A 17,260-nucleotide genomic window follows, 5' to 3' on the forward strand; every position below is an offset into this window, starting at 1 on the left:
GCTCAGCGCATGCCGTCGATGCGCCACCATGAGGGGCATACATCGGCGAAAGCGTGCGAGGTCGGGCGGAGCTCCAGCAGATCGGCGCGATCGAAGCTGCCGGTGACCAGCGCCACCGTCGGCTCGTCGTCGAGCGCCCCCAGCGTGCTGCCGCAGCGCGGACAAAAGGCGCGGCTGGAATAAGGCGAGGAGCGGTACAAGGCCGGCAGGCCGCCCGGACCATTCCACTTGACGGCCTGACGCGGAAATTCGACCCAGCAGAGCGTCGGCGCGCCCGAGTGACGCCGGCAAAATTCGCAGGAACAGCTGTGTGGGTTACCGGGTAGGCCGTGCGCCTGAAAGCGAATATGCCCGCACAGGCAGCCGCCGCTATAGCCTGGATTTTCCATGAGTTCTCCGTCAGAAACGCGGGAATGGCGATGAAAATCACTATAGCGGCATCGTGAGAAAATAACAGGCCCCGCCGGCGGCTTACCAGAGCAACGGCGCCGGCTCGCGGCCGTTTTCGGCGTAGTACAGCGACGGCAGGAACTGCGCCAGATAGCTGAACTCGTTGTAGCAGTGGCGCATCAGGTTAAACCCGATGTCATCCGACAGTTCGTCGTGGGCGTTGGCGCAGGCTTTACCCAGCAGGAAGCGGCTGCGCAGCACGCACCCGTAAGGCGTATCGCGCACCAAATGCAGTATCTCGCCGTCGCAGGGATCGCCGTTGTCATCCAACGCCACCTGATCGCCGAAGCCGATACGCGCGCAAACCGCGGCGGAGAGCGCCTGCGCATCACGCGCCTGGCGTAGCGGCTGCGGCGCGAAGAAGTCATCGGCGGCGTGGAACTTGAGGCGCGCCGCGACCGGCGGCAGCTCCGCCAGCCATTCGACCGCTTCGATGCTGGCGCCGATGTAGCTTTCCCCTTTTTTCCAGTGGCGATCCCAGCCGCGATGTTCGACGTGATCGTGAGGGTGCCACCAGTTGATGTGCTGCGTGTTCTCGAAGAAGGTGAACCACCAGTCCAGCATGCGCCCTTTGCAGCCGTGCAGATCGGTACGAATCGTGACGGTGAGCAGGCCGTCGGCGCTGCGACTCAGCCCCATCTCCAGCCGCAGCGGTTCGGGCCTGAGCAACTCGTTGATATCGTTGACGCCCCACGGCGCCAGCAGGGAAGGGTGTGTCATAATGGGTTCCTGTTTTATTTTGGAAACTAATGTCGTTTCCAAAATAAAGCTATGCTGCTATGCTGAGTCTGTCAATGCTTATGAGGAATAAAGATGGCGACCCCGAATGAAGAACCGCCGCGCGCTCGCGGTCGGCCGGCCACGCCGGAAACGGCGCTGCGCGCCGCGCTGGCGCAGGCGACGCTGGCGTTGCTGCTCGACGGCGGCTATGCCGCAGCAACGGTGGACGCGGTAGCGAAACGCGCCGGGGTGGCGAAAAAAACCCTGTATCGTTTTGCCGCTAATCGCGACGAACTGGTCGCGCAGGCGGTGAGCGGCTGGACCGAGGCGTTTCAGTCGGCCTTCGCCCAGGATGCCGGGCAACGGGCGGCGGTGGCGCCGCTGTTGGAAAAAGGGCTGCAGGCCATCGCGCAGCAGGTATTGAGCGCCGAGGCGGTGGGGATGTTTCGGCTGTTGCAAAGCGAGTTTCCGGGGCGCGAGGCGCTGCTGGACAGCTATCAGCGCAACGGCATTCAGCGCGGCCGGACGACGGTGGCGGACTGGCTGCAGCGCCAGCAGCAGTGCGGGTGGCTGCGTGAGCGCGACTGGGCGCAAACCAGCGACCTGATGTTAGCGATGGCCATCGCCGAACCGCTACGGCAGATGACGTTGGGACTGTTGCCGCCGGGCAGCGCGATCGACGAGCGCATCGCGGCGGCGGTGGCGCTGGTGATGCCGGGTTTGCTGGCGGAAGGATGAAAACAAGAAAGGGCCGAGAGTTCGGCCCTTAAACAGCAGAATGCAAAACGTCTGCGTTACAGCTTCGGCCCGGCGTTCACCAGTTTTTCGCCCGCCGGAGTGACGGTATATTTGGCGAAGTTATCGATAAAGCGCTGCGCCAGATCCTGCGCTTTCTCCTGCCACAGCGATTCGTCGGCATAGGTTTTGCGCGGATCGAGGATAGACGGATCGACGCCCGGCAGCGCGGTCGGCACTGCCAGCCCGAAGATCGGCAGCGTGAAGGTCTCGGCCTGCTCAATGTCGCCATTCAGAATGGCGTCGATGATGCCGCGCGTATCTTTGATCGAGATACGCTTGCCGCTGCCGTTCCAGCCGGTGTTGACCAGGTAAGCCTGGGCGCCGGCGGCCTCCATGCGTTTCACCAGCACTTCGGCGTACTGCGTCGGGTGCAGCGTCAGGAACGCGGCGCCGAAGCAGGCGGAGAAGGTCGGCGTCGGCGCGGTGATGCCGCGCTCGGTGCCGGCCAGCTTGGCGGTGAAGCCGGACAGGAAGTGGTATTGGGTCTGCTCCGGCGTCAGGCGCGACACCGGCGGCAGCACGCCGAAGGCGTCGGCGGTCAGGAAGATGATCTTGCGCGCGTGGCCGGCTTTGGACACCGGCTTGACGATGTTCTCGATGTGATAAATCGGGTAAGAGACGCGGGTGTTCTCGGTTTTGCTTGCGTCGTCGAAGTCGATGCTGCCGTCGGCCAGCACGGTGACGTTTTCCAGCAGCGCATCGCGACGGATCGCCTGATAGATTTCCGGCTCCGCCTGCGGCGACAGCTTGATGGTTTTGGCGTAGCAGCCGCCTTCGAAGTTGAACACGCCGTCGTCATCCCAGCCGTGCTCGTCATCGCCGATCAGCTGACGCTTAGGATCGGTGGAGAGGGTGGTTTTGCCGGTGCCGGACAGGCCGAAGAATACCGCCACGTCACCTTGCTCGCCGACGTTGGCCGAGCAGTGCATCGACGCGATGCCCTGCAGCGGCAGCAGATAGTTCATGATCGAGAACAGGCCTTTCTTCATTTCGCCGCCATACCAGGTGCCGCCGATCAGCTGCATGCGCTCGGTCAGGTTGAAAGCGACGAAGTTCTCCGAGTGCAGCCCTTGCTGCTGCCAGTCCGGATTGGTGCATTTGGCGCCGTTCATCACCACGAAGTCCGGCTCGAAGTCAGCCAGCTCTTCGTCGCTCGGGCGGATAAACATGTTTTTCACGAAGTGCGCCTGCCAGGCCACCTCGGTGATGAAGCGCACTTTCAGACGCGTGTCGGCGTTGGCGCCGCAGAACGCGTCCACCACGAACAGACGCTTGCCGGAGAGCTGATTGCCCACCAGCGTCTTTAGATGCTGCCAGACTTCCGGCGAGAGCGGCTGGTTGTCGTTCTTGCCGGTGCCGTTGTCCGACCACCAGACGGTATCGCGCGTGGTGTCGTCGCGCACGATGTATTTGTCCTTCGGCGAACGGCCGGTAAATTCACCGGTCGCGACGTTGACCGCGCCCAGTTGGGTGAGCGTGCCGCGCTCCAGCGGCGGCAGGTCGGCGCGGGTCTCTTCGGCGAACAGCAATTCATAGCTGGGGTTATAGACGATGTCGGCGGCCTGATGGATGCCGTAGCGAGCGAGGGTTTGTGGGGTAACAGCGCGTGAAGACATATTCTACTTCCTTATGAGTCATATTATGCCTCTTTCCCGTGCGGTGCCGCGCGCAGGATTGAGATTCGGATCAAGCTGACCGGATTCAGCTAATGCGTTTCCGGTTCTTTATTAATAAAACAGGGGGCTTTTTCGCCCTCCTATAGCATAGCAGCGAATTTAAGCCTGCTTACTTTAATTACAAAATGCTGACGATAATTAATTAAAACCAACCTTGGCGGAGGGTCACAATATTGAATTTCGCCGGCGTAATTTAGTTTTGCATTTTTATTTTTTATCATATTGTCAGGGCTGTCTACTGTTTTATTTCTTATTAGAAAAAGCGAAATCCACAATAGGATTTTTCGTAATCATTTGTTTTTGCTTGGCTATGGCAGAGTTTTTGCGCCAGGTGAATCTAACCGTACTGTACGCTTGTCAGCAGGGTGAATAATGAAACAGATAAATGCAGAACTGGCCTGTGATAAAAATACGGCATCGTCCGAATCCTCAGGGTTAATTAATCAACTTCGTCAAATGGATATCGGCGCGGTACCGATCGCCTTGTTTATCACGATTTGCGCGATCGTAGCGATTTCCGCCTACGCCAACTTCCTGCCGAAGAATATGATCGGCGGCCTGGCGGTGATAATGACGCTGGGCTTTGCGCTGGCGCAGTTGGGAAAAAGCATTCCCGTGCTGCGCGATATCGGCGGGCCGGCCATTCTGTGTTTGATGGTGCCGTCGGTGCTGGTCTATTTCAATGTCTTCCAGCCTAACGTCATGGGCACCGTCCATTTGCTGATGAAAGACGCCAACCTGCTCTATTTCGTCATCGCCAGTCTGGTGGTCGGCAGCATTCTCGGCATGAACCGGGTGATTCTGATCCAGGGGATGATTCGCATGTTCGTGCCGCTGGTGGTGGGCACGATCACGGCGGTGATCACCGGGCTGCTGGTGGGTAAGCTGTTCGGCTTTACCTTCTATCACACCTTCTTCTTCATCATCGTGCCGATCATCGGCGGCGGCATCGGCGAGGGGATTTTACCGCTGTCGCTGGCCTATTCGGCGATCCTGGGCTCGACGCCGGATGTCTATGTCGCGCAGCTGGCGCCGGCGGCGGTGCTGGGTAACATCTTCGCCATCGTGACCGCCGGGGTGCTGGCGCGCATCGGCATGCAGCGCAAGGCGCTGAGCGGCGACGGCATGCTGATCCGTTCGGCGCAGGAGAACGCGATGTTCGCCATCAAGGAGCAAGACGGCAACGTCGATTTCCAACTGATGGGCGGCGGGCTGCTGGTGATCTGCGCCTTCTTTATCGTCGGCGGCCTGTTCGAACACATCGTGCATATTCCCGGGCCGGTGCTGATGATCCTGTTCGCGGTGTTGTGCAAGTACTGCCGGGTGATCCCGGCTTCGATGGAGACCGGCGCGCACAGTTTCTACAAGTTCGTCTCCACCGCGCTGGTGTGGCCGCTGATGATCGGTCTGGGCATGCTGTACGTGCCGCTGGAAAGCGTGGTGGCGGTGTTCTCGGTCGGTTATGTGGTGGTCTGTGGCTCGGTGGTGCTGTCGATGGGACTGGTCAGTTTCTTGATTGCGCCTTACCTGAAGATGTTTCCGGTGGAGGCGGCGATTGTCACCTGTTGTCACAGTGGCCTGGGCGGCACCGGTGACGTGGCGATCCTGTCGGCGTCGAACCGCATGGGGCTGATGCCGTTCGCCCAAATCGCCACGCGCATCGGCGGCGCTTCCACGGTCATCGGCGCGACGCTGCTGCTTGGTTGGTTAGTCTGAGTCCAGAGTATCTTATGGATAACCGGGGTTGGATTGCCCCGGTTTTTTTATGCGTTTTTATTCGCTTATCGTGATAGTGCTGATTATTGCCTTGAAAATCATTCGTGTGGCGCAAATGCATAGCCGTACTTTATCTAAGAAAATTCTGTAATCGGTGAAAATGTGACTATTCTTTTCTCTTAAGGGATTATCGTTCTCATTCAGAGTGCCGAGGGAAGGCGCCAGCGCATTACCGATATCCCCGTATTGATTCAACACCGGGCCGCTGCCGTTCAGGCAATCCGCCAGTTGGGGCATCCCCCCGATTGAATTGACGAATATGGAGATAAGGTTATGTCATCAAGCAATGCTTCCGTTAAGGCCGAAGGCGTATTAGCCCTGCTGGGCGCTTATAAACCCGATGAAGACGACACCATTACCGTGCTTCATCTGTCGAAAACGTTCGAAAACGCCGGCCTGGAGCTGGTGCGCGGCGATCGCAGTTGGCACGACAAGGGCGTGACCGACACGCCGGTCTCCCTGACCTACAGCTTCTGGGAAAAGGCGCCGGGCAACATGTCGAGCATGAGCATCAGCGGCTTCAGCAGCTTTAACGCCGAACAGCGCGAGCAGGCTAAACTGTCGCTGCAGTCATGGTCAGACGTGGCTAACATCACCTTCACCGAAACCAGCAACACCGCCGCCGCCAACATCAAATTCGGCCTGTTCGACTACAGCTCGCGCGGCTCTTATGCCTTCGCGTATAACCCGGACTCCTCGCCTTCGGTCGCCGGGCAAACCTGGTATAACGCCAAGAACCCTACCTTCGTCAACAACCAGATCCATGAGAACGAGTACGGTCGCCAGACCTTCACCCATGAAATCGGCCATGCGTTGGGGTTGCAGCATCCGGGCGACTATAACGCCGCGCCGGGCGTCAGCATCACCTACGCTAAAGACGCGACCTACTTTGAGGACAGCCGCGCGCACAGCCTGATGAGCTATTTCAGCGAAAGCAACACCGGGCAGGACTTTAAAGGCGCGTACTCTTCCGGGCCGTTGCTCAACGACATCACGGCGATCCAGCATTTCTACGGCGCCAACATGAACACCCGTACCGGCGACACGGTTTACGGTTTCAATTCCAACACCGATCGCGACTTCCTCACCGCCACCGGCGCGCAGGACAAGATAATCTTCACCGCCTGGGACGCCGGCGGCAACGACACCTTCGACTTCTCCGGCTTCGGCCAGAATCAGCGCATCAATCTGAATGAAAAGGCGTTCTCGGACGTCGGCGGCCTGAAAGGCAACGTGTCTATCGCCGCAGGCGTAACGATTGAAAACGCCATCGGCGGGTCGGGTAACGATGTGCTGGTAGGGAACGCCGCCGATAACGTGCTCAAGGGCGGCGCGGGCGATGACGTGCTGTACGGCGGCAAAGGGGCGGATCAGCTGTGGGGCGGCGCCGGCAAGGACACCTTCGTCTACTTTGCGGCGGATGAGTCGACGGCGGCGGCGCCGGATTGGATCCGCGACTTCGTGCGCGGCGAGGACAAGATCGATCTGACGCTGTTCAACACCGGCAGCGCCGACGGCATCCGCTTCGTCGATCAGTTCAGCGGCAAGGCGGGCGAGGCGACGCTGAGCTACGATGCGCAAAATCACGTCAGTGACGTGGCGATCAACCTGGGCGGCGGCTTTGACGGCAGTGATTTCCTGGTGAAAGTGGTGGGACAGCCGCTGGATGCGGGGGATTTCGTGCTGGCCTGATGCAGGCAACAAAAATAGGGCATTTTGGGCAAAAACCCGACAATTCCTATTAATTACGTCATATTAGCGTGACATAGTAGCGCGCAGAAGGCCGGGCTTGCATACCTCGGGCTTCTGTCGGATCGCCAACCTTCTTCGGTTGGCGATTCATTTTCCGCCTTTCAGCATGTTGATGGCGGCGCCGAGCAGGATACGCCGTTCGATGTCGTTGCTCTCGGCCAACTGCCGCGTCAGATGTTTTTCCAGCGTTTCCACCGACAGCGCTTCGCCGCGATGACGCAGTTGCATCACGCCATCGCCGATCAGGCGTGCGACCTCATCCCATACGGGTTTAATCTCCTGTTCCGAGAACGTCATGGCCTACACCTCGGTGGGTTGATTTTTGCCCAATGTAGCAGCTGAGCTGCGACTTCGCTACCCGCCGCCTAAAACAGGAAGCATAAAAAACAAGCCATCAGTATTTCTTCTGGTTTTTACGCTCAATACTTGCGTTGTCGAAAAGCAGGAGAAAACATCATGAACTGGGTCGAAACCTTGGCGGAGTACTACCGCCTGAGCCGCACGGGTGAAACGCAGCATTGGCTGTGTCGCCGCTGGTTGCTTCAGGAGGAGGCGCGTTTGGCCTATTTGCGGGAGTTGCTGGAGCCGACTGCGCCACGGCGGCGGTGAACAGGGCGCCGGCGTTGCCGGCGTCGTTTCGCGGGATTAACCGAAGGCGATCGCCGCCCAACGCAACAGCAGCAGCGCCAGGCAGATCAGCAGCAGCACCACGACCATTTTACTGAGCTTGTTGCCCATGCGTTTTGTCGCCACGTCGCCTTCCTTTTTAGCTGAAATACCACCCGCCGGCGAGGAGGATGAGGAAAAGCGTCACTAACGCGACGCCGTTGAGTAAGTCGCTGAACGTATCGTCAGCATCGATGTCATTTTGCCGCATGTTACCGCCTGGCGGACGCCATTGGGTGAATAATGTTCACAGTATGCGCCCCGCAGCGCGACAGGCACAGCGAAGAACGGTAAAAACGCGTAAAGACGGCGGTGGCGGAATGCGCAGTCGCGCCTGCGACGGGTGCAGACGGCCGGCAATACGTTGTACTATCCTGTCTGCATTGAGGCATTTTTCCAAAAGGTATAATCATGGCGACGGCAATTCCACAGAAATACGAACACCTTGAGCGTTGGGCATTCGGCGATACCGAGCAGCAGGCCGATGAAGTGGTGCAATTGATCCTCAATGGCACCAAAACGGCCACCTGTTCCAACCTGGACGGCGAAGGGATCCCGCAGGCCGGCGATCTGTTCCTGGTGGTGGATGGCAAGGGGGAGCCGGTCTGCGCGGTCGAGCTGACCGCGGTGGAAATGAAAACTTACGATCAGGTCGATGAAGCGCACGCCTTTGCCGAAGGCGAGGGCGATCGCTCGCTGGCGCATTGGCGCAAAGAGCTGCAGCGCTTCTTCGAAGAGTACGATCTGTTCTCGCCGGACATGACGCTGGTGCTGATGAATTTCAAAGTCGTCGACAAATTCTAATCTTATGCGCGCCGTTCCCTACGAGTGCCAGTGGGCGAGCCCGGCGTTGGCCGCCGATCTGATAGCCGGCCGGGCGACGCTGGCGCAAGACGAAAATTGGGCGCGCAGCGGCGCCCGCGATCGGGCCGAGTACATCGAGTGGGCCAACCACGTGTGTGGCATGGCCTGCCTGAAAATGGTGCTGGGCCATCGCGACGGCGCAGCGCCGCCGCTGCTGGAGCTGGCGCGGCGCAGCCTGCCCTATGGCGCCTATGTGCGTGAGGGTGAGCGGATCAAGGGCCTGATTTACGCGCCGTTCGTCGAGTACGTGCGCGAGCAGTTCGCGCTGCAAGCGGAGGTGAAGGTGGGGCTGGCGGCTGCCGACGTGCCGGCGCTGCTTAGCGAATGCCGTTACTTTATCGCCTCGGTGCATCCCGCCATTCGCCGGCCGGAGAGCGCACCGCCGCACAGGGGCGGGCATCTGGTGCTGATCACCGCCGCCGATGCGCAAAGCGTGACCTTCCATAATCCTTCGGGCGACAGCCCGGCGACGCGTGAGCACGTACAGTTGTCACTCAACCGCTTCGCCCCTTTCTTTGCCGGCCGCGGCATCGCCATCGCATAAAAAACGCGCTGTTTCCGATGAAAACAGCGCGTCGTCAGCAGTTCTGAGGCATTTTCATGCCAGCCGCATCACCCAGGCGTCCGCCTGCCGATCGTAGTGTTGCTTGTACAGCAGCGACTGTTTGCCGTCGAGGATCGCCGGGATGCTGGTGTGTTCATCCCAGCCGTCCAGCTGCATGCACAGATCCGGATCGGACTTGCAGGGAATGCTCAGGGTGCCGGCGCGGTCGGCGCCGGCGTGAAGATGCGCGTCATCGACCTCGAAGCTGCCAATTTTTACGACGGTTTTGCTCATGGGAACTCCTTGCTCAATGGTGTGGTAGGAGGTTAGACCAGTATGGTCATCGGTAAGAGCATAGCCAAATGAGCAAAAAATGCCACATAAAAATTACATTTTGGAAACAATTTCCACGCCGGCAAAACACAACGCCTAGTACTCCACCACAAAACTGAGGTTGTCCTGATAGCTGCCGACCGCCACTTCCGTCTGCGCCGCATTGACCGCCGCCTTATACGGGATGCTTTGCGCCAGGCCGGTGCCGGCGCCGCTCTGTTTGTTGGTGCTATCCCAAACGGTCGTCGTATTAGGCAAGTAAATCTGATACTGCATGAAATTGCTGGTGCCGCTTTTCATGCGCCGCCAACCGGTGACCGGGTTATTGCCGTTGGTGAAATAGGTGTTGTATCCCTCGGTTTTGGTGCAGGTCAGGGTAATGCTCTGATTGACGGGATTGAACTGTCCGACCAACGCCATGCTGCCGAAGTTGACGTTGGGTGCGGTGCCGATCAGGCAATCTTTGGTGATGGTGACGCTGACGCTGACCGTGCTGGGTTTGTCGACGCCATCCCACCAAACGCACAGGCCGAGCACGCCCAGACCGCAAATATGGTAATTCCAGATCAGGTTGATGCTGTCGGTATAGGTTCCTGCGCGCACGTTGGCGCCGGCGGTGGTTTTGATATACAGCGGAAAGTTGACGTTGGAGGAAATCAGGATCAGCGACAGCAGGTTCAGCGAGCTGTAGTCGATGGTTTGGCCGATGCTGTATGGATATTGGTAGTTGGCGTCGGGGTAGATCAGGTAAGCGATTTTATCGCCGGAGCCGTCGGTGTTGGCAACCGCCATATTGTTGGTGGTGGAGGCGATCTTGACCGTGACGGTGTTTTGCGTGAGCAAATTGAGGCCGAGGCCGGTGCAGTTGAGGCCGGCGGTGCCTTGGGCGTTGATCTGCCCATTGTAGACCACGAAAGAGCTGCTCCCCGGTAAGGTGACGGTGCCGTTGGTGGTGGCGCAGTCGGCGAATGCGCGCTGACAGAGCAGCAGCGAAAGGGTCAACAATAAGGCTTTCAATCCCCGAAACATAGTGACTCTCCGTCGTTGAATTAGCGGCAGACAACCGGGCCGACGCGCTGGATGCCCTGAGGCTTCGCCAAACTGAATTCCGCCTGGCATGGCGGGCCGCCGTCGGCCGGGATCACGCTCAGGCGATTGTGTTGTTGCACCGGGTCGATATAGGTCATGCCATCCCAACCGACATAGCTCTGCTGACGGCCGCCAACCACCGCCACCTGGCTGCCGTTGGCCAGCGGTTTGCCTTGCTCGTCAACCAGTTCGACGTCGGCGGCGGAGATGGGTTGGATGGGGAACTCGACCAGAAAACCGCTGTGATCGCGAATGGCGACGGTTTTTTCCACCGTCGGCAGCGCGACGTCGGCGGGCAGGCTGAGCGGATCAATCTGGAATTTCGCATGGTAGTAAGAGGTGACGGTCGGCACCAGTAAATAGCCCTGGGCATCGGTCTTGCCGATCGGCTGGTTCTCATAGCTCACCGGAATGTCGGCGTATCCTTGCGTGGACACCAGCGCAAAGGCATCGTTGATGGTGTTGGTGGCGTATACGCCGCCGTTCATCGCCACCAGCGAACCGCTGATTTCTCCCCAGTGGTTGGTTTCATCGCGGGTGCCGTATACGCCCGCGCGGGCTTCGAGCCTGCGGGTTCGCCAGGTCAGATCCGCCTGGCGGTAATCGCCGCCGCTCGGGTTATTGGCGTAGGCCAGATTCCAACCGAAACCGCCATCGGTCGGTGCGGCGCGGCTGTAGCTGACGCGTTCGCTCCAGCGGTTGTTGTTGTCGCGCGCGGCGCTGAAGCTGGCCGTGCCCCAACTGTCGAACGGAATCGAGAGCTGCAGTTGGGCGCTGTAACCGCTGCTGCCGATTTCCCGGTTCAGCGAGGCGTACAGGCTGCTGTTGCGCCAAAGCGACACACTGTAGGACAGGTTCACCAGGCGGGTTCGTTGAGCGATGGCGTCGCGAACGTCAAAATAACCGGCGCCGAGGCTGCCGAGCCGGCCCAGGCTGACGCTGCCGGTCAACTGATCGGTGCGGCGGCTCAGACGGTAGTCGCTTTTATACACGGAAATGTCGCCAAAATCGGCGCTGCGCAGGATGCGTTGCGCGTTGAGGCTGAAGCGTGAGTTGCTGTAGGTGTAGCCAAAACTGCTCTGATCGCCGTGGTTGCCGGTGTAGCGATAGACGGGCTGGGGATCCGGCTGTTGCAACGGCCTGCCGGTCAGCGGGTCATAATACGTGGGGGATTGTATCGGCCTGCCGCCGTTAAACGCTTCGTCGCCGGCCTGGCTGACGCTGTAGGACGCGTTGAAAACCCCCCATTGTCCGATGCGAATGTCGGCGCCGCCGCCGCCGACCGCCAACTCGGCTGCGCCTTCGGCGCGCCCTTCCAGGGTTAACCAGTCAGTGACGCCGTAACGTAAGCTGGCGCTGCCTATCCATTGCCCGTAATCGGCAGAATTCAACCCGTAGTTGCGCCGCAGCAAACCGGTGGAAATGCTGAAATCGCTCATGCCGGTCTGCAGCAGGTTGCTGGCCACGTAGAACGGTACCGTGGTGCTGACCTGGCGGCCGAGGGCGTCGGTGGTGACGACGGTGGCCTGACCCGCGCCGTTAATGTAGGGCACGCTGTTGAGGGTAAACGGCCCGGGATTGATGTTGGTGGTGCTGTTTTTATAGCTGTTGATGTATAAATCGACGCTGCTGGGCAATGCCGCCTGGCCGGAAAACTGCGGCAGCGGGTAGGTGATAAGATCCGGGCGCACCGCGAAATTGCGCGCCAATTGCAAGCCGCCGATGCGCACGGCGCTGCTCCAGGGGAGCGAGCCGGTGGTTAGGTCACCGGCGATCACACTCAGCATCCGCTGGTCATCGTTGAAACGCCAGTAGCTGTCATACCGAATATAGCGGCCGCCATCGTCGTTTGGCCCGCCGTTAAACCCGCTGCGGTAGATGCCGGTGTTGGCGACGACGCCGAACCCGTCGAACAGCCGCTGTTCGCTCCACGCCGACAGGTAGCCCGGCCGGCCATTGCCGTTGCTTTGGCTGGCGTAGATGTCGTAGTTGAACAGCAAACCGAGGCTGCTTTGCGCCGGCAAGCGCTGCAACGGTGAACGGGCGCCGATGGTTTGCTGCGGCAACCAGTCGTTGGGCACGTTGATCAGCAACTGCTGGCTCTCGCCGCTGTAGCTGACATCCACCTTCTCCAGCCGATCGACGGCGATTTCTTTCGCCTGTTTATCCGCTACCGGCAGCCCGGCGTCGAGCAGTTGTTGGGGCGTCATGTAGTAATGGCCGCCGCGGTAGTTGACCGGCACGACGTTGCCGGTTTGGCGCCCGTTGACGACCGGCTCCAGATACAGCGTGGTGTCCGGCATGCTGATGGCGCTGGGCGGCGGCGGCAGATCGTCGCCGAGCGCAAACGGCAGCCAGCCGCCGGCCGCCATGCTCAGCATGGCACACGCCAGCGGCTTAAGGCTGAAGCGCCGCGTCGATAGCCTCCCTGTCGGCTGCACCTGGGCCTCAATAAGACGGAATGGCTACGGGCTGTTTGTTGTCATTGACCGTGGCCATCAGCTTGCCGCTGCTGAAACCGCCGGCGGGCGGCAAGGCGAAGCGCATCTGTGAACCGGGCAGCACGTATCCCATCAGGCCGGGATTCAGGCTGCGGCCTTGCAGCGTCACTTTCGATATACGGGCATGCACTGCGCCTTGATTTCGCACCTCCAGCCAGCGTTCGCTGCTTTGCTGCTGTAGACGATAGCTGAGCAGGGGTTGGCTGGCGGTCGCGTAATCGCGCGGTTTTTCGCTGTCCTGTTTGGTCCAGATGCCCTTGCCGCTGACGAACAGCGGCACCGAGTAGCGCATCTGGAATTTCAACCCCATCTCCGCACCGCCGGGAGCGGCGCTCGACGATGGTTCTTTCACCGGCACTTCATCGACCAAAATGCGGTAGGCCCGCTCCTGTCCCGCCGCCGGCGCCGACTGTTTGATCAGGCGTATCAGCTGGCGTTTGCCTGGCGCGATCGACGCCACCGGCGGGCTGGCGATCACGTCGCTTTGGTTGCTGTAATCGTCTTTGCCGGCGGTTTGCTGCCAACCCAACACGCGAATTTGCATATAGACCGGTTTGCTGTCGCGATTTTCCAGCCACAGCGCGGTGGCCTGTTGTTGATCTTCAATCACCGGATCGATCGGCCAGATGAGAATGGAAGCCGCGGCCAGGGCGTGCTGTTGGCTTGCCAGGAGCAAGGCTGCCGTTAACGGCAGACGGAAGGGTATGCGCATAACTCAATCCTTATTGCAAAAAACTTAATAAGTGACCGTCAACAAGACCGTATCGCTGTAAACGCCACTGGTGGGCAGGGTACTGGTCGAAAACAGACGGGCGTAAACCTTGATTTCTTGCGTGCTGCCGGTGGCGGCGACGGTCTGCGCCGCGCCGCCGTTGGCGCCATCTCCCCAAAGGGTGGCGTAGTTGCTGTCTTGATAAAGTTGATACAGCAGCGTTTCAGACGTGACGGCGTTTTGTAATTTTCTGCCGCCGGCGATGGATCCGGTCACGTGATTGCCGACGCCGAGGGCTAGCGTGACGCTCAGCCCCGGGTTGCAGCGAAACAGCACCGAACCGGCGCCGCTGCTGGAGACGACGCTGACTGCGTTGCTCAGCGAGGACAGTTGGCCGAAGTTCAGGGTGCCGAAGGTGGTCACGTCACTGACGCCGCTGCCCAATACGCAGCCTTTTACCACGGTTGCATTGACGGTGAACGGCTGGCTTTTGGTCAAATCGTTGACGCCGGTATCGCTTTGGGCCGGGGAAAGCGGCAGGCAGAACAGCAAACCGCAAATGGAAGCGCGCATCGTCATTACCAATTGATCGTGACCTGTACCGTATCGGTGTAGCTGCCTGTCGGGGGCGTGGACTGCGCCGGAATCATGCCATAGACCGGCAACCAGTTGTCCGCACCGTTGGCGGTTTGTGACACGCCCGTCAGATTATCCCAAATGGCGCTGTGGGCGGCGTTGGTGTACAGGTTGTAATTCACCCGTTGGCCCGCCGCGCTTTGCAGGTAGCGGGCAGCGGTATTGCCGCTTTGCCCGCCGCCAAGCAGAACGCTGTAGCTGGTGCCGTTGGTGCATTTCACCCGAATGGCGCCGGCGTTTTGCTGCCCGGCGACGCTGGTTGCGGTGCTGAGAAAATACAGCGTGCCGAAATTCAGCGTGCCGAAGCTGACGTTGCCGCCTGAACTGCTGCCGGCCTCACAGGCGCTGAGCAAGGTCGCGCTGACGCCGAGGGTCGCGGTTTTACTGTCGGCCTGCGCCAACAGGCTGCACGCCCATAATCCGCAGCAGCAGAGCGCGCGCCGCACCGTTACCAGGTGACCGTCATCGTGACGGTGTCGTTATAGGTGTCCGCCGCCGGGGTAGAGCCGGCCGCCGGTACGCGGCCATACACGATCAGCGGAACGGCGGCGCCGGTGCCGGTACCGGTCCGCGCGTTGGCACCGCTGCCCCAGGCGGTGGTGCGTGCGGCATCCTGGTACAGGTTATAGCTGATGAATGCGCCTGCCGTGCTGGCCATGCGGCGTTGGGTGCCTGAAGTGACGTGGAGCCCGTTGTCCAGCGCCACCGTGTAGTCTGTGCCGGTAGTGCAGGTCAATGACAGCGTACCGGCCCCCCCTGCGCCGGTGGCGCTGGCGTCGATGATGTTGGCCAGTGAAGAGTAAGTACCGAAGCTGATGGAGCCGAAGTCGTTGACGGAACCGCTGCTGCTGCCGCCCCCCACGACGCAACCGGCGCCGATGGTCAGCGTCACGCCTAACGTGCCTTGAATGGTGCCTGCTGCGTTAGCCGCGCCGTTGGCGCACAGCAGGGTTGCTACCGAGGTCAATGCCATCAGAGTTTTTTTCATCTTATATTCCTTGCCGTATGAGAGAAAGCCCGCAAAGACGCCACCCAGAGGTGGGTTGAACGTATTCATTTAGCTGCACTTTAATTAATAGAATAAGAATCGGGAATTGTCTTGATGAAAACGAGAAACTTTTTATTCTCATTCCCCGTATGACGGGGTTTGTAGGCGAGGCATACCGATAAAGTGAAATGATTAGAATAATAACGAACGGCGATGGGAATATTATTAGTGTTATTTTATCACCGGGGAGTTTCATTCCCCGGCGCGGTATTATTTACAGGTGGAAATCGAGCGCGCCATCCCGCACCAGTTCACGCGGCAAATTGTTTTTGATGCGGCTGCCAATGCGTTTGGCGATGCCCAGCGGTTGCCCCTGATAGGTGACGATGCACTCGTCGCCCGCCGGTGGCTGCTCAGGGTAGAGATCGCGGCCGTGATACCACGCCTGGGCCAGCGCGGCGTCCAGCTCGAAATGCTGTTTGCCGCCGGCGCCTGCGAGGGCGATCGCCGCTTCGTGCTGCCAACGGAAACCTTTCGGGAAGCGTTCCGCCAGCTTGAGACCGATACGCGAGAAGCGCACCTTGCCGAACAGCGGCTCCAGCTCGGCCGGGAACAGCCAGATTTCCTTATCGCGCTCCCACAGCCGGCTGTCATCGCCCCAGGTTAAGCCGGATGCGGCGGCGGCTTGGGCGACCAGCGCCGCCTCTTTGCCGGACAGCGGGCTGAACGGAAACTTACCGACTTTATAGGTCGGCTTCGCCAACGGCGCTACGGCGTGCTGTTTGCGCAGACGGGCGACGAAAAAGCCTTCGCTGTCGTAAATCTGCGGGAAGACGTGCAGGAAACCTTCGGCGGTCAATGCCTTGCCGGCGCCGGGGAACAGCTCACCCAGCGGCTCGACGCTGACCGCGTCGCCATAGGTGTCCAGCAGCCAGCGCACCACCTGCTGATTTTCCTGCGCATTGAGCGTGCAGGTGGAATAAACCATCACGCCGCCCGGCGCCAGCGCATGAAACGCGCTGTCGATCAGCTCACGCTGAGTGGCGGCGATCTCGGCGACGCTGTCCGGCGACCAGTTGCTCATGGCGTCCGGATCTTTACGCACCACGCCTTCACCGGAGCAGGGGGCGTCGAGCAGAATGGCGTCGAAGCTTTCCGGCAGCGCGGCGCCGAACACCCGGCCGTCGAAGTGAGTCAGCGCGGTGTTCTTCACGCCGCAGCGGCTGATATTGGCGTGCAGCACTTTCACCCGGCTGGCGGAGTATTCGTTGGCGACGATGCCGCCCTGGTTGCCCATCAACGCGGCGATCTGGGTGGTTTTGGAGCCCGGCGCCGCCGCCACGTCCAGCACCCGAGTCGGCGCCGCGTCGCCGGCGAACAGCGCGCTGACCGGCAACATCGAACTGGCCTCCTGAATGTAGAACAGACCGCTCAGGTGTTCGGCGGCGCTGCCCAGACGCAGTTCTTCATCGTCGCGCTCGATCCAGAACCCTTCCGCGCACCAGGGAATGGGCTCCAGTCGCCAGTCGTAATCCTGCACCAGCGCCAGGAAGTCGGCGACGCTGATTTTCAGCGTGTTGACGCGCAGGCTGCGGCGCAGCGGGCGTTGACAGGCGGCGATAAAATCGTCCATCGCCAGCTCGGCGGGCATGATGGCGCGGGTGGCGTCAAGGAAAGCGGGGGGCAGAAAAACGGCGGTGGATTTGGCCACGGGGCGAACTCTCAGGGTGCAATAAAGACAAGGGCGAGAGTTTA

The 17,260-nt window shown here is 60.2% G+C and carries 19 protein-coding genes; 6 read left to right on the forward strand and 13 right to left on the reverse strand.

The annotated features are described in order from the left end of the window. Positions 1 to 2: 2 nt before the first annotated feature. Both IT763_RS09775 and IT763_RS09780 read right to left on the reverse strand, forming a co-directional pair. Entirely contained in the window at positions 3 to 389 is a 387-nt protein-coding gene (locus IT763_RS09775; protein ID WP_206195373.1) for a GFA family protein, read from the reverse strand. Positions 390 to 471: 82 nt separating this feature from the next. After that, positions 472 to 1,170 carry a DAPG hydrolase family protein gene (locus IT763_RS09780; RefSeq protein WP_206195374.1) on the reverse strand — a complete coding sequence of 233 codons (699 nt, stop codon included), beginning with the start codon at positions 1,168 to 1,170 and terminating at the stop codon, positions 472 to 474. A 93-nt stretch (positions 1,171 to 1,263) separates the two neighbouring features. On the opposite strand from IT763_RS09780, the gene IT763_RS09785 reads away from it, so the two are divergent. After that, positions 1,264 to 1,908, forward strand: coding sequence for a TetR/AcrR family transcriptional regulator (locus IT763_RS09785; RefSeq protein ID WP_206195375.1), 645 nt, complete (start codon positions 1,264 to 1,266; stop codon positions 1,906 to 1,908). A 56-nt stretch (positions 1,909 to 1,964) separates the two neighbouring features. On the opposite strand, the gene pckA is transcribed toward IT763_RS09785, so the two are convergent. Beyond that, complete coding sequence (gene pckA, locus IT763_RS09790; protein WP_197766354.1) at positions 1,965 to 3,584, reverse strand: phosphoenolpyruvate carboxykinase (ATP); 1,620 nt, start codon at positions 3,582 to 3,584, stop codon at positions 1,965 to 1,967. 432 nt (positions 3,585 to 4,016) lie between these two features. On the opposite strand from pckA, the gene IT763_RS09795 reads away from it, so the two are divergent. Continuing rightward, positions 4,017 to 5,360, forward strand: a complete 1,344-nt coding sequence (locus IT763_RS09795) for a 2-hydroxycarboxylate transporter family protein (protein WP_206195376.1) — start codon at positions 4,017 to 4,019, stop codon at positions 5,358 to 5,360. 333 nt (positions 5,361 to 5,693) lie between these two features. After that, positions 5,694 to 7,112 (forward strand): serralysin family metalloprotease, encoded by a 1,419-nt coding sequence (locus tag IT763_RS09800; protein WP_206195377.1) that lies wholly within the window; start codon positions 5,694 to 5,696, stop codon positions 7,110 to 7,112. 147 nt (positions 7,113 to 7,259) lie between these two features. Here IT763_RS09800 and IT763_RS09805 read toward each other — a convergent pair whose 3' ends face one another. Then, positions 7,260 to 7,469: a hypothetical protein gene (locus tag IT763_RS09805; RefSeq protein ID WP_016928015.1), complete on the reverse strand. Its 210-nt coding sequence runs from the start codon at positions 7,467 to 7,469 to the stop codon at positions 7,260 to 7,262. 159 nt (positions 7,470 to 7,628) lie between these two features. Here IT763_RS09805 and IT763_RS09810 point away from each other — a divergent pair, with 159 nt between their 5' ends. Then, the gene (locus tag IT763_RS09810; RefSeq protein WP_162835083.1) at positions 7,629 to 7,781 is read left to right on the forward strand and encodes a hypothetical protein; all 153 of its coding nucleotides are present in this window, start codon (positions 7,629 to 7,631) and stop codon (positions 7,779 to 7,781) included. A gap of 36 nt (positions 7,782 to 7,817) precedes the next feature. Here IT763_RS09810 and yniD read toward each other — a convergent pair whose 3' ends face one another. Then, the gene (gene yniD, locus IT763_RS23350; protein ID WP_016928013.1) at positions 7,818 to 7,910 is read right to left on the reverse strand and encodes a small membrane protein YniD; all 93 of its coding nucleotides are present in this window, start codon (positions 7,908 to 7,910) and stop codon (positions 7,818 to 7,820) included. Positions 7,911 to 8,249: 339 nt separating this feature from the next. Between yniD and IT763_RS09815 the strand changes: the two genes are divergently transcribed. Next, positions 8,250 to 8,642 (forward strand): ASCH domain-containing protein, encoded by a 393-nt coding sequence (locus IT763_RS09815; protein WP_004931522.1) that lies wholly within the window; start codon positions 8,250 to 8,252, stop codon positions 8,640 to 8,642. Positions 8,643 to 8,646: 4 nt separating this feature from the next. Beyond that, positions 8,647 to 9,246, forward strand: coding sequence for a papain-like cysteine protease family protein (locus tag IT763_RS09820; protein WP_049300218.1), 600 nt, complete (start codon positions 8,647 to 8,649; stop codon positions 9,244 to 9,246). A gap of 54 nt (positions 9,247 to 9,300) precedes the next feature. Here IT763_RS09820 and IT763_RS09825 read toward each other — a convergent pair whose 3' ends face one another. The 8 genes from IT763_RS09825 to rsmF all read right to left on the reverse strand — a co-directional run bounded on the left by IT763_RS09825 (position 9,301) and on the right by rsmF (position 17,216). Then, positions 9,301 to 9,540: a DUF1480 family protein gene (locus IT763_RS09825; RefSeq protein WP_004931517.1), complete on the reverse strand. Its 240-nt coding sequence runs from the start codon at positions 9,538 to 9,540 to the stop codon at positions 9,301 to 9,303. Between the two features lie 135 nt (positions 9,541 to 9,675). After that, on the reverse strand, positions 9,676 to 10,608 hold the full coding sequence (locus tag IT763_RS09830; protein ID WP_079449321.1) for a spore coat protein U domain-containing protein: 933 nt from the start codon (positions 10,606 to 10,608) through the stop codon (positions 9,676 to 9,678). A gap of 20 nt (positions 10,609 to 10,628) precedes the next feature. Further along, positions 10,629 to 13,049, reverse strand: a complete 2,421-nt coding sequence (locus IT763_RS09835; protein WP_206195378.1) for a fimbria/pilus outer membrane usher protein — start codon at positions 13,047 to 13,049, stop codon at positions 10,629 to 10,631. A gap of 67 nt (positions 13,050 to 13,116) precedes the next feature. Continuing rightward, positions 13,117 to 13,881 (reverse strand): molecular chaperone, encoded by a 765-nt coding sequence (locus IT763_RS09840; protein ID WP_033640548.1) that lies wholly within the window; start codon positions 13,879 to 13,881, stop codon positions 13,117 to 13,119. Between the two features lie 24 nt (positions 13,882 to 13,905). Beyond that, a complete protein-coding gene (locus tag IT763_RS09845; RefSeq protein WP_016928007.1) occupies positions 13,906 to 14,460 on the reverse strand; it encodes a spore coat U domain-containing protein in 555 nt (184 codons plus the stop codon). Beyond that, complete coding sequence (locus IT763_RS09850) at positions 14,460 to 14,963, reverse strand: spore coat U domain-containing protein (RefSeq protein WP_033640544.1); 504 nt, start codon at positions 14,961 to 14,963, stop codon at positions 14,460 to 14,462. The genes IT763_RS09845 and IT763_RS09850 overlap by 1 nt, the downstream gene beginning before the upstream one ends. Positions 14,964 to 14,965: 2 nt before the next feature. Next, on the reverse strand, positions 14,966 to 15,505 hold the full coding sequence (locus tag IT763_RS09855; protein ID WP_016928005.1) for a spore coat U domain-containing protein: 540 nt from the start codon (positions 15,503 to 15,505) through the stop codon (positions 14,966 to 14,968). Positions 15,506 to 15,779: 274 nt separating this feature from the next. Further along, positions 15,780 to 17,216, reverse strand: coding sequence for a 16S rRNA (cytosine(1407)-C(5))-methyltransferase RsmF (rsmF, locus tag IT763_RS09860; protein WP_049300221.1), 1,437 nt, complete (start codon positions 17,214 to 17,216; stop codon positions 15,780 to 15,782). Positions 17,217 to 17,260: the final 44 nt, after the last annotated feature.

Origin of the sequence: Serratia sp. CMO1 (assembly GCF_015689115.1) — a bacterium.
GTDB lineage: Bacteria > Pseudomonadota > Gammaproteobacteria > Enterobacterales > Enterobacteriaceae > Serratia > Serratia marcescens.

Bases quoted from the DNA above. Each gene is read 5' to 3' on its own strand.
- IT763_RS09840 (WP_033640548.1), bottom strand. From the start codon at position 13,881: ATGCGCATACCCTTCCGTCTGCCGTTAACGGCAGCCTTGCTCCTGGCA.
- IT763_RS09825 (WP_004931517.1), bottom strand. From the start codon at position 9,540: ATGAGCAAAACCGTCGTAAAAATTGGCAGCTTCGAGGTCGATGACGCG.
- pckA (WP_197766354.1), bottom strand. From the start codon at position 3,584: ATGTCTTCACGCGCTGTTACCCCACAAACCCTCGCTCGCTACGGCATC.
- IT763_RS09805 (WP_016928015.1), bottom strand. From the start codon at position 7,469: ATGACGTTCTCGGAACAGGAGATTAAACCCGTATGGGATGAGGTCGCA.
- IT763_RS09855 (WP_016928005.1), bottom strand. From the start codon at position 15,505: ATGAAAAAAACTCTGATGGCATTGACCTCGGTAGCAACCCTGCTGTGC.
- IT763_RS09815 (WP_004931522.1), top strand. From the start codon at position 8,250: ATGGCGACGGCAATTCCACAGAAATACGAACACCTTGAGCGTTGGGCA.
- IT763_RS09835 (WP_206195378.1), bottom strand. From the start codon at position 13,049: ATGCTGAGCATGGCGGCCGGCGGCTGGCTGCCGTTTGCGCTCGGCGAC.
- IT763_RS09845 (WP_016928007.1), bottom strand. From the start codon at position 14,460: ATGACGATGCGCGCTTCCATTTGCGGTTTGCTGTTCTGCCTGCCGCTT.
- IT763_RS09795 (WP_206195376.1), top strand. From the start codon at position 4,017: ATGAAACAGATAAATGCAGAACTGGCCTGTGATAAAAATACGGCATCG.
- IT763_RS09830 (WP_079449321.1), bottom strand. From the start codon at position 10,608: ATGTTTCGGGGATTGAAAGCCTTATTGTTGACCCTTTCGCTGCTGCTC.
- IT763_RS09785 (WP_206195375.1), top strand. From the start codon at position 1,264: ATGGCGACCCCGAATGAAGAACCGCCGCGCGCTCGCGGTCGGCCGGCC.
- IT763_RS09800 (WP_206195377.1), top strand. From the start codon at position 5,694: ATGTCATCAAGCAATGCTTCCGTTAAGGCCGAAGGCGTATTAGCCCTG.
- IT763_RS09780 (WP_206195374.1), bottom strand. From the start codon at position 1,170: ATGACACACCCTTCCCTGCTGGCGCCGTGGGGCGTCAACGATATCAAC.
- yniD (WP_016928013.1), bottom strand. From the start codon at position 7,910: ATGGGCAACAAGCTCAGTAAAATGGTCGTGGTGCTGCTGCTGATCTGC.
- IT763_RS09810 (WP_162835083.1), top strand. From the start codon at position 7,629: ATGAACTGGGTCGAAACCTTGGCGGAGTACTACCGCCTGAGCCGCACG.
- IT763_RS09775 (WP_206195373.1), bottom strand. From the start codon at position 389: ATGGAAAATCCAGGCTATAGCGGCGGCTGCCTGTGCGGGCATATTCGC.
- IT763_RS09820 (WP_049300218.1), top strand. From the start codon at position 8,647: ATGCGCGCCGTTCCCTACGAGTGCCAGTGGGCGAGCCCGGCGTTGGCC.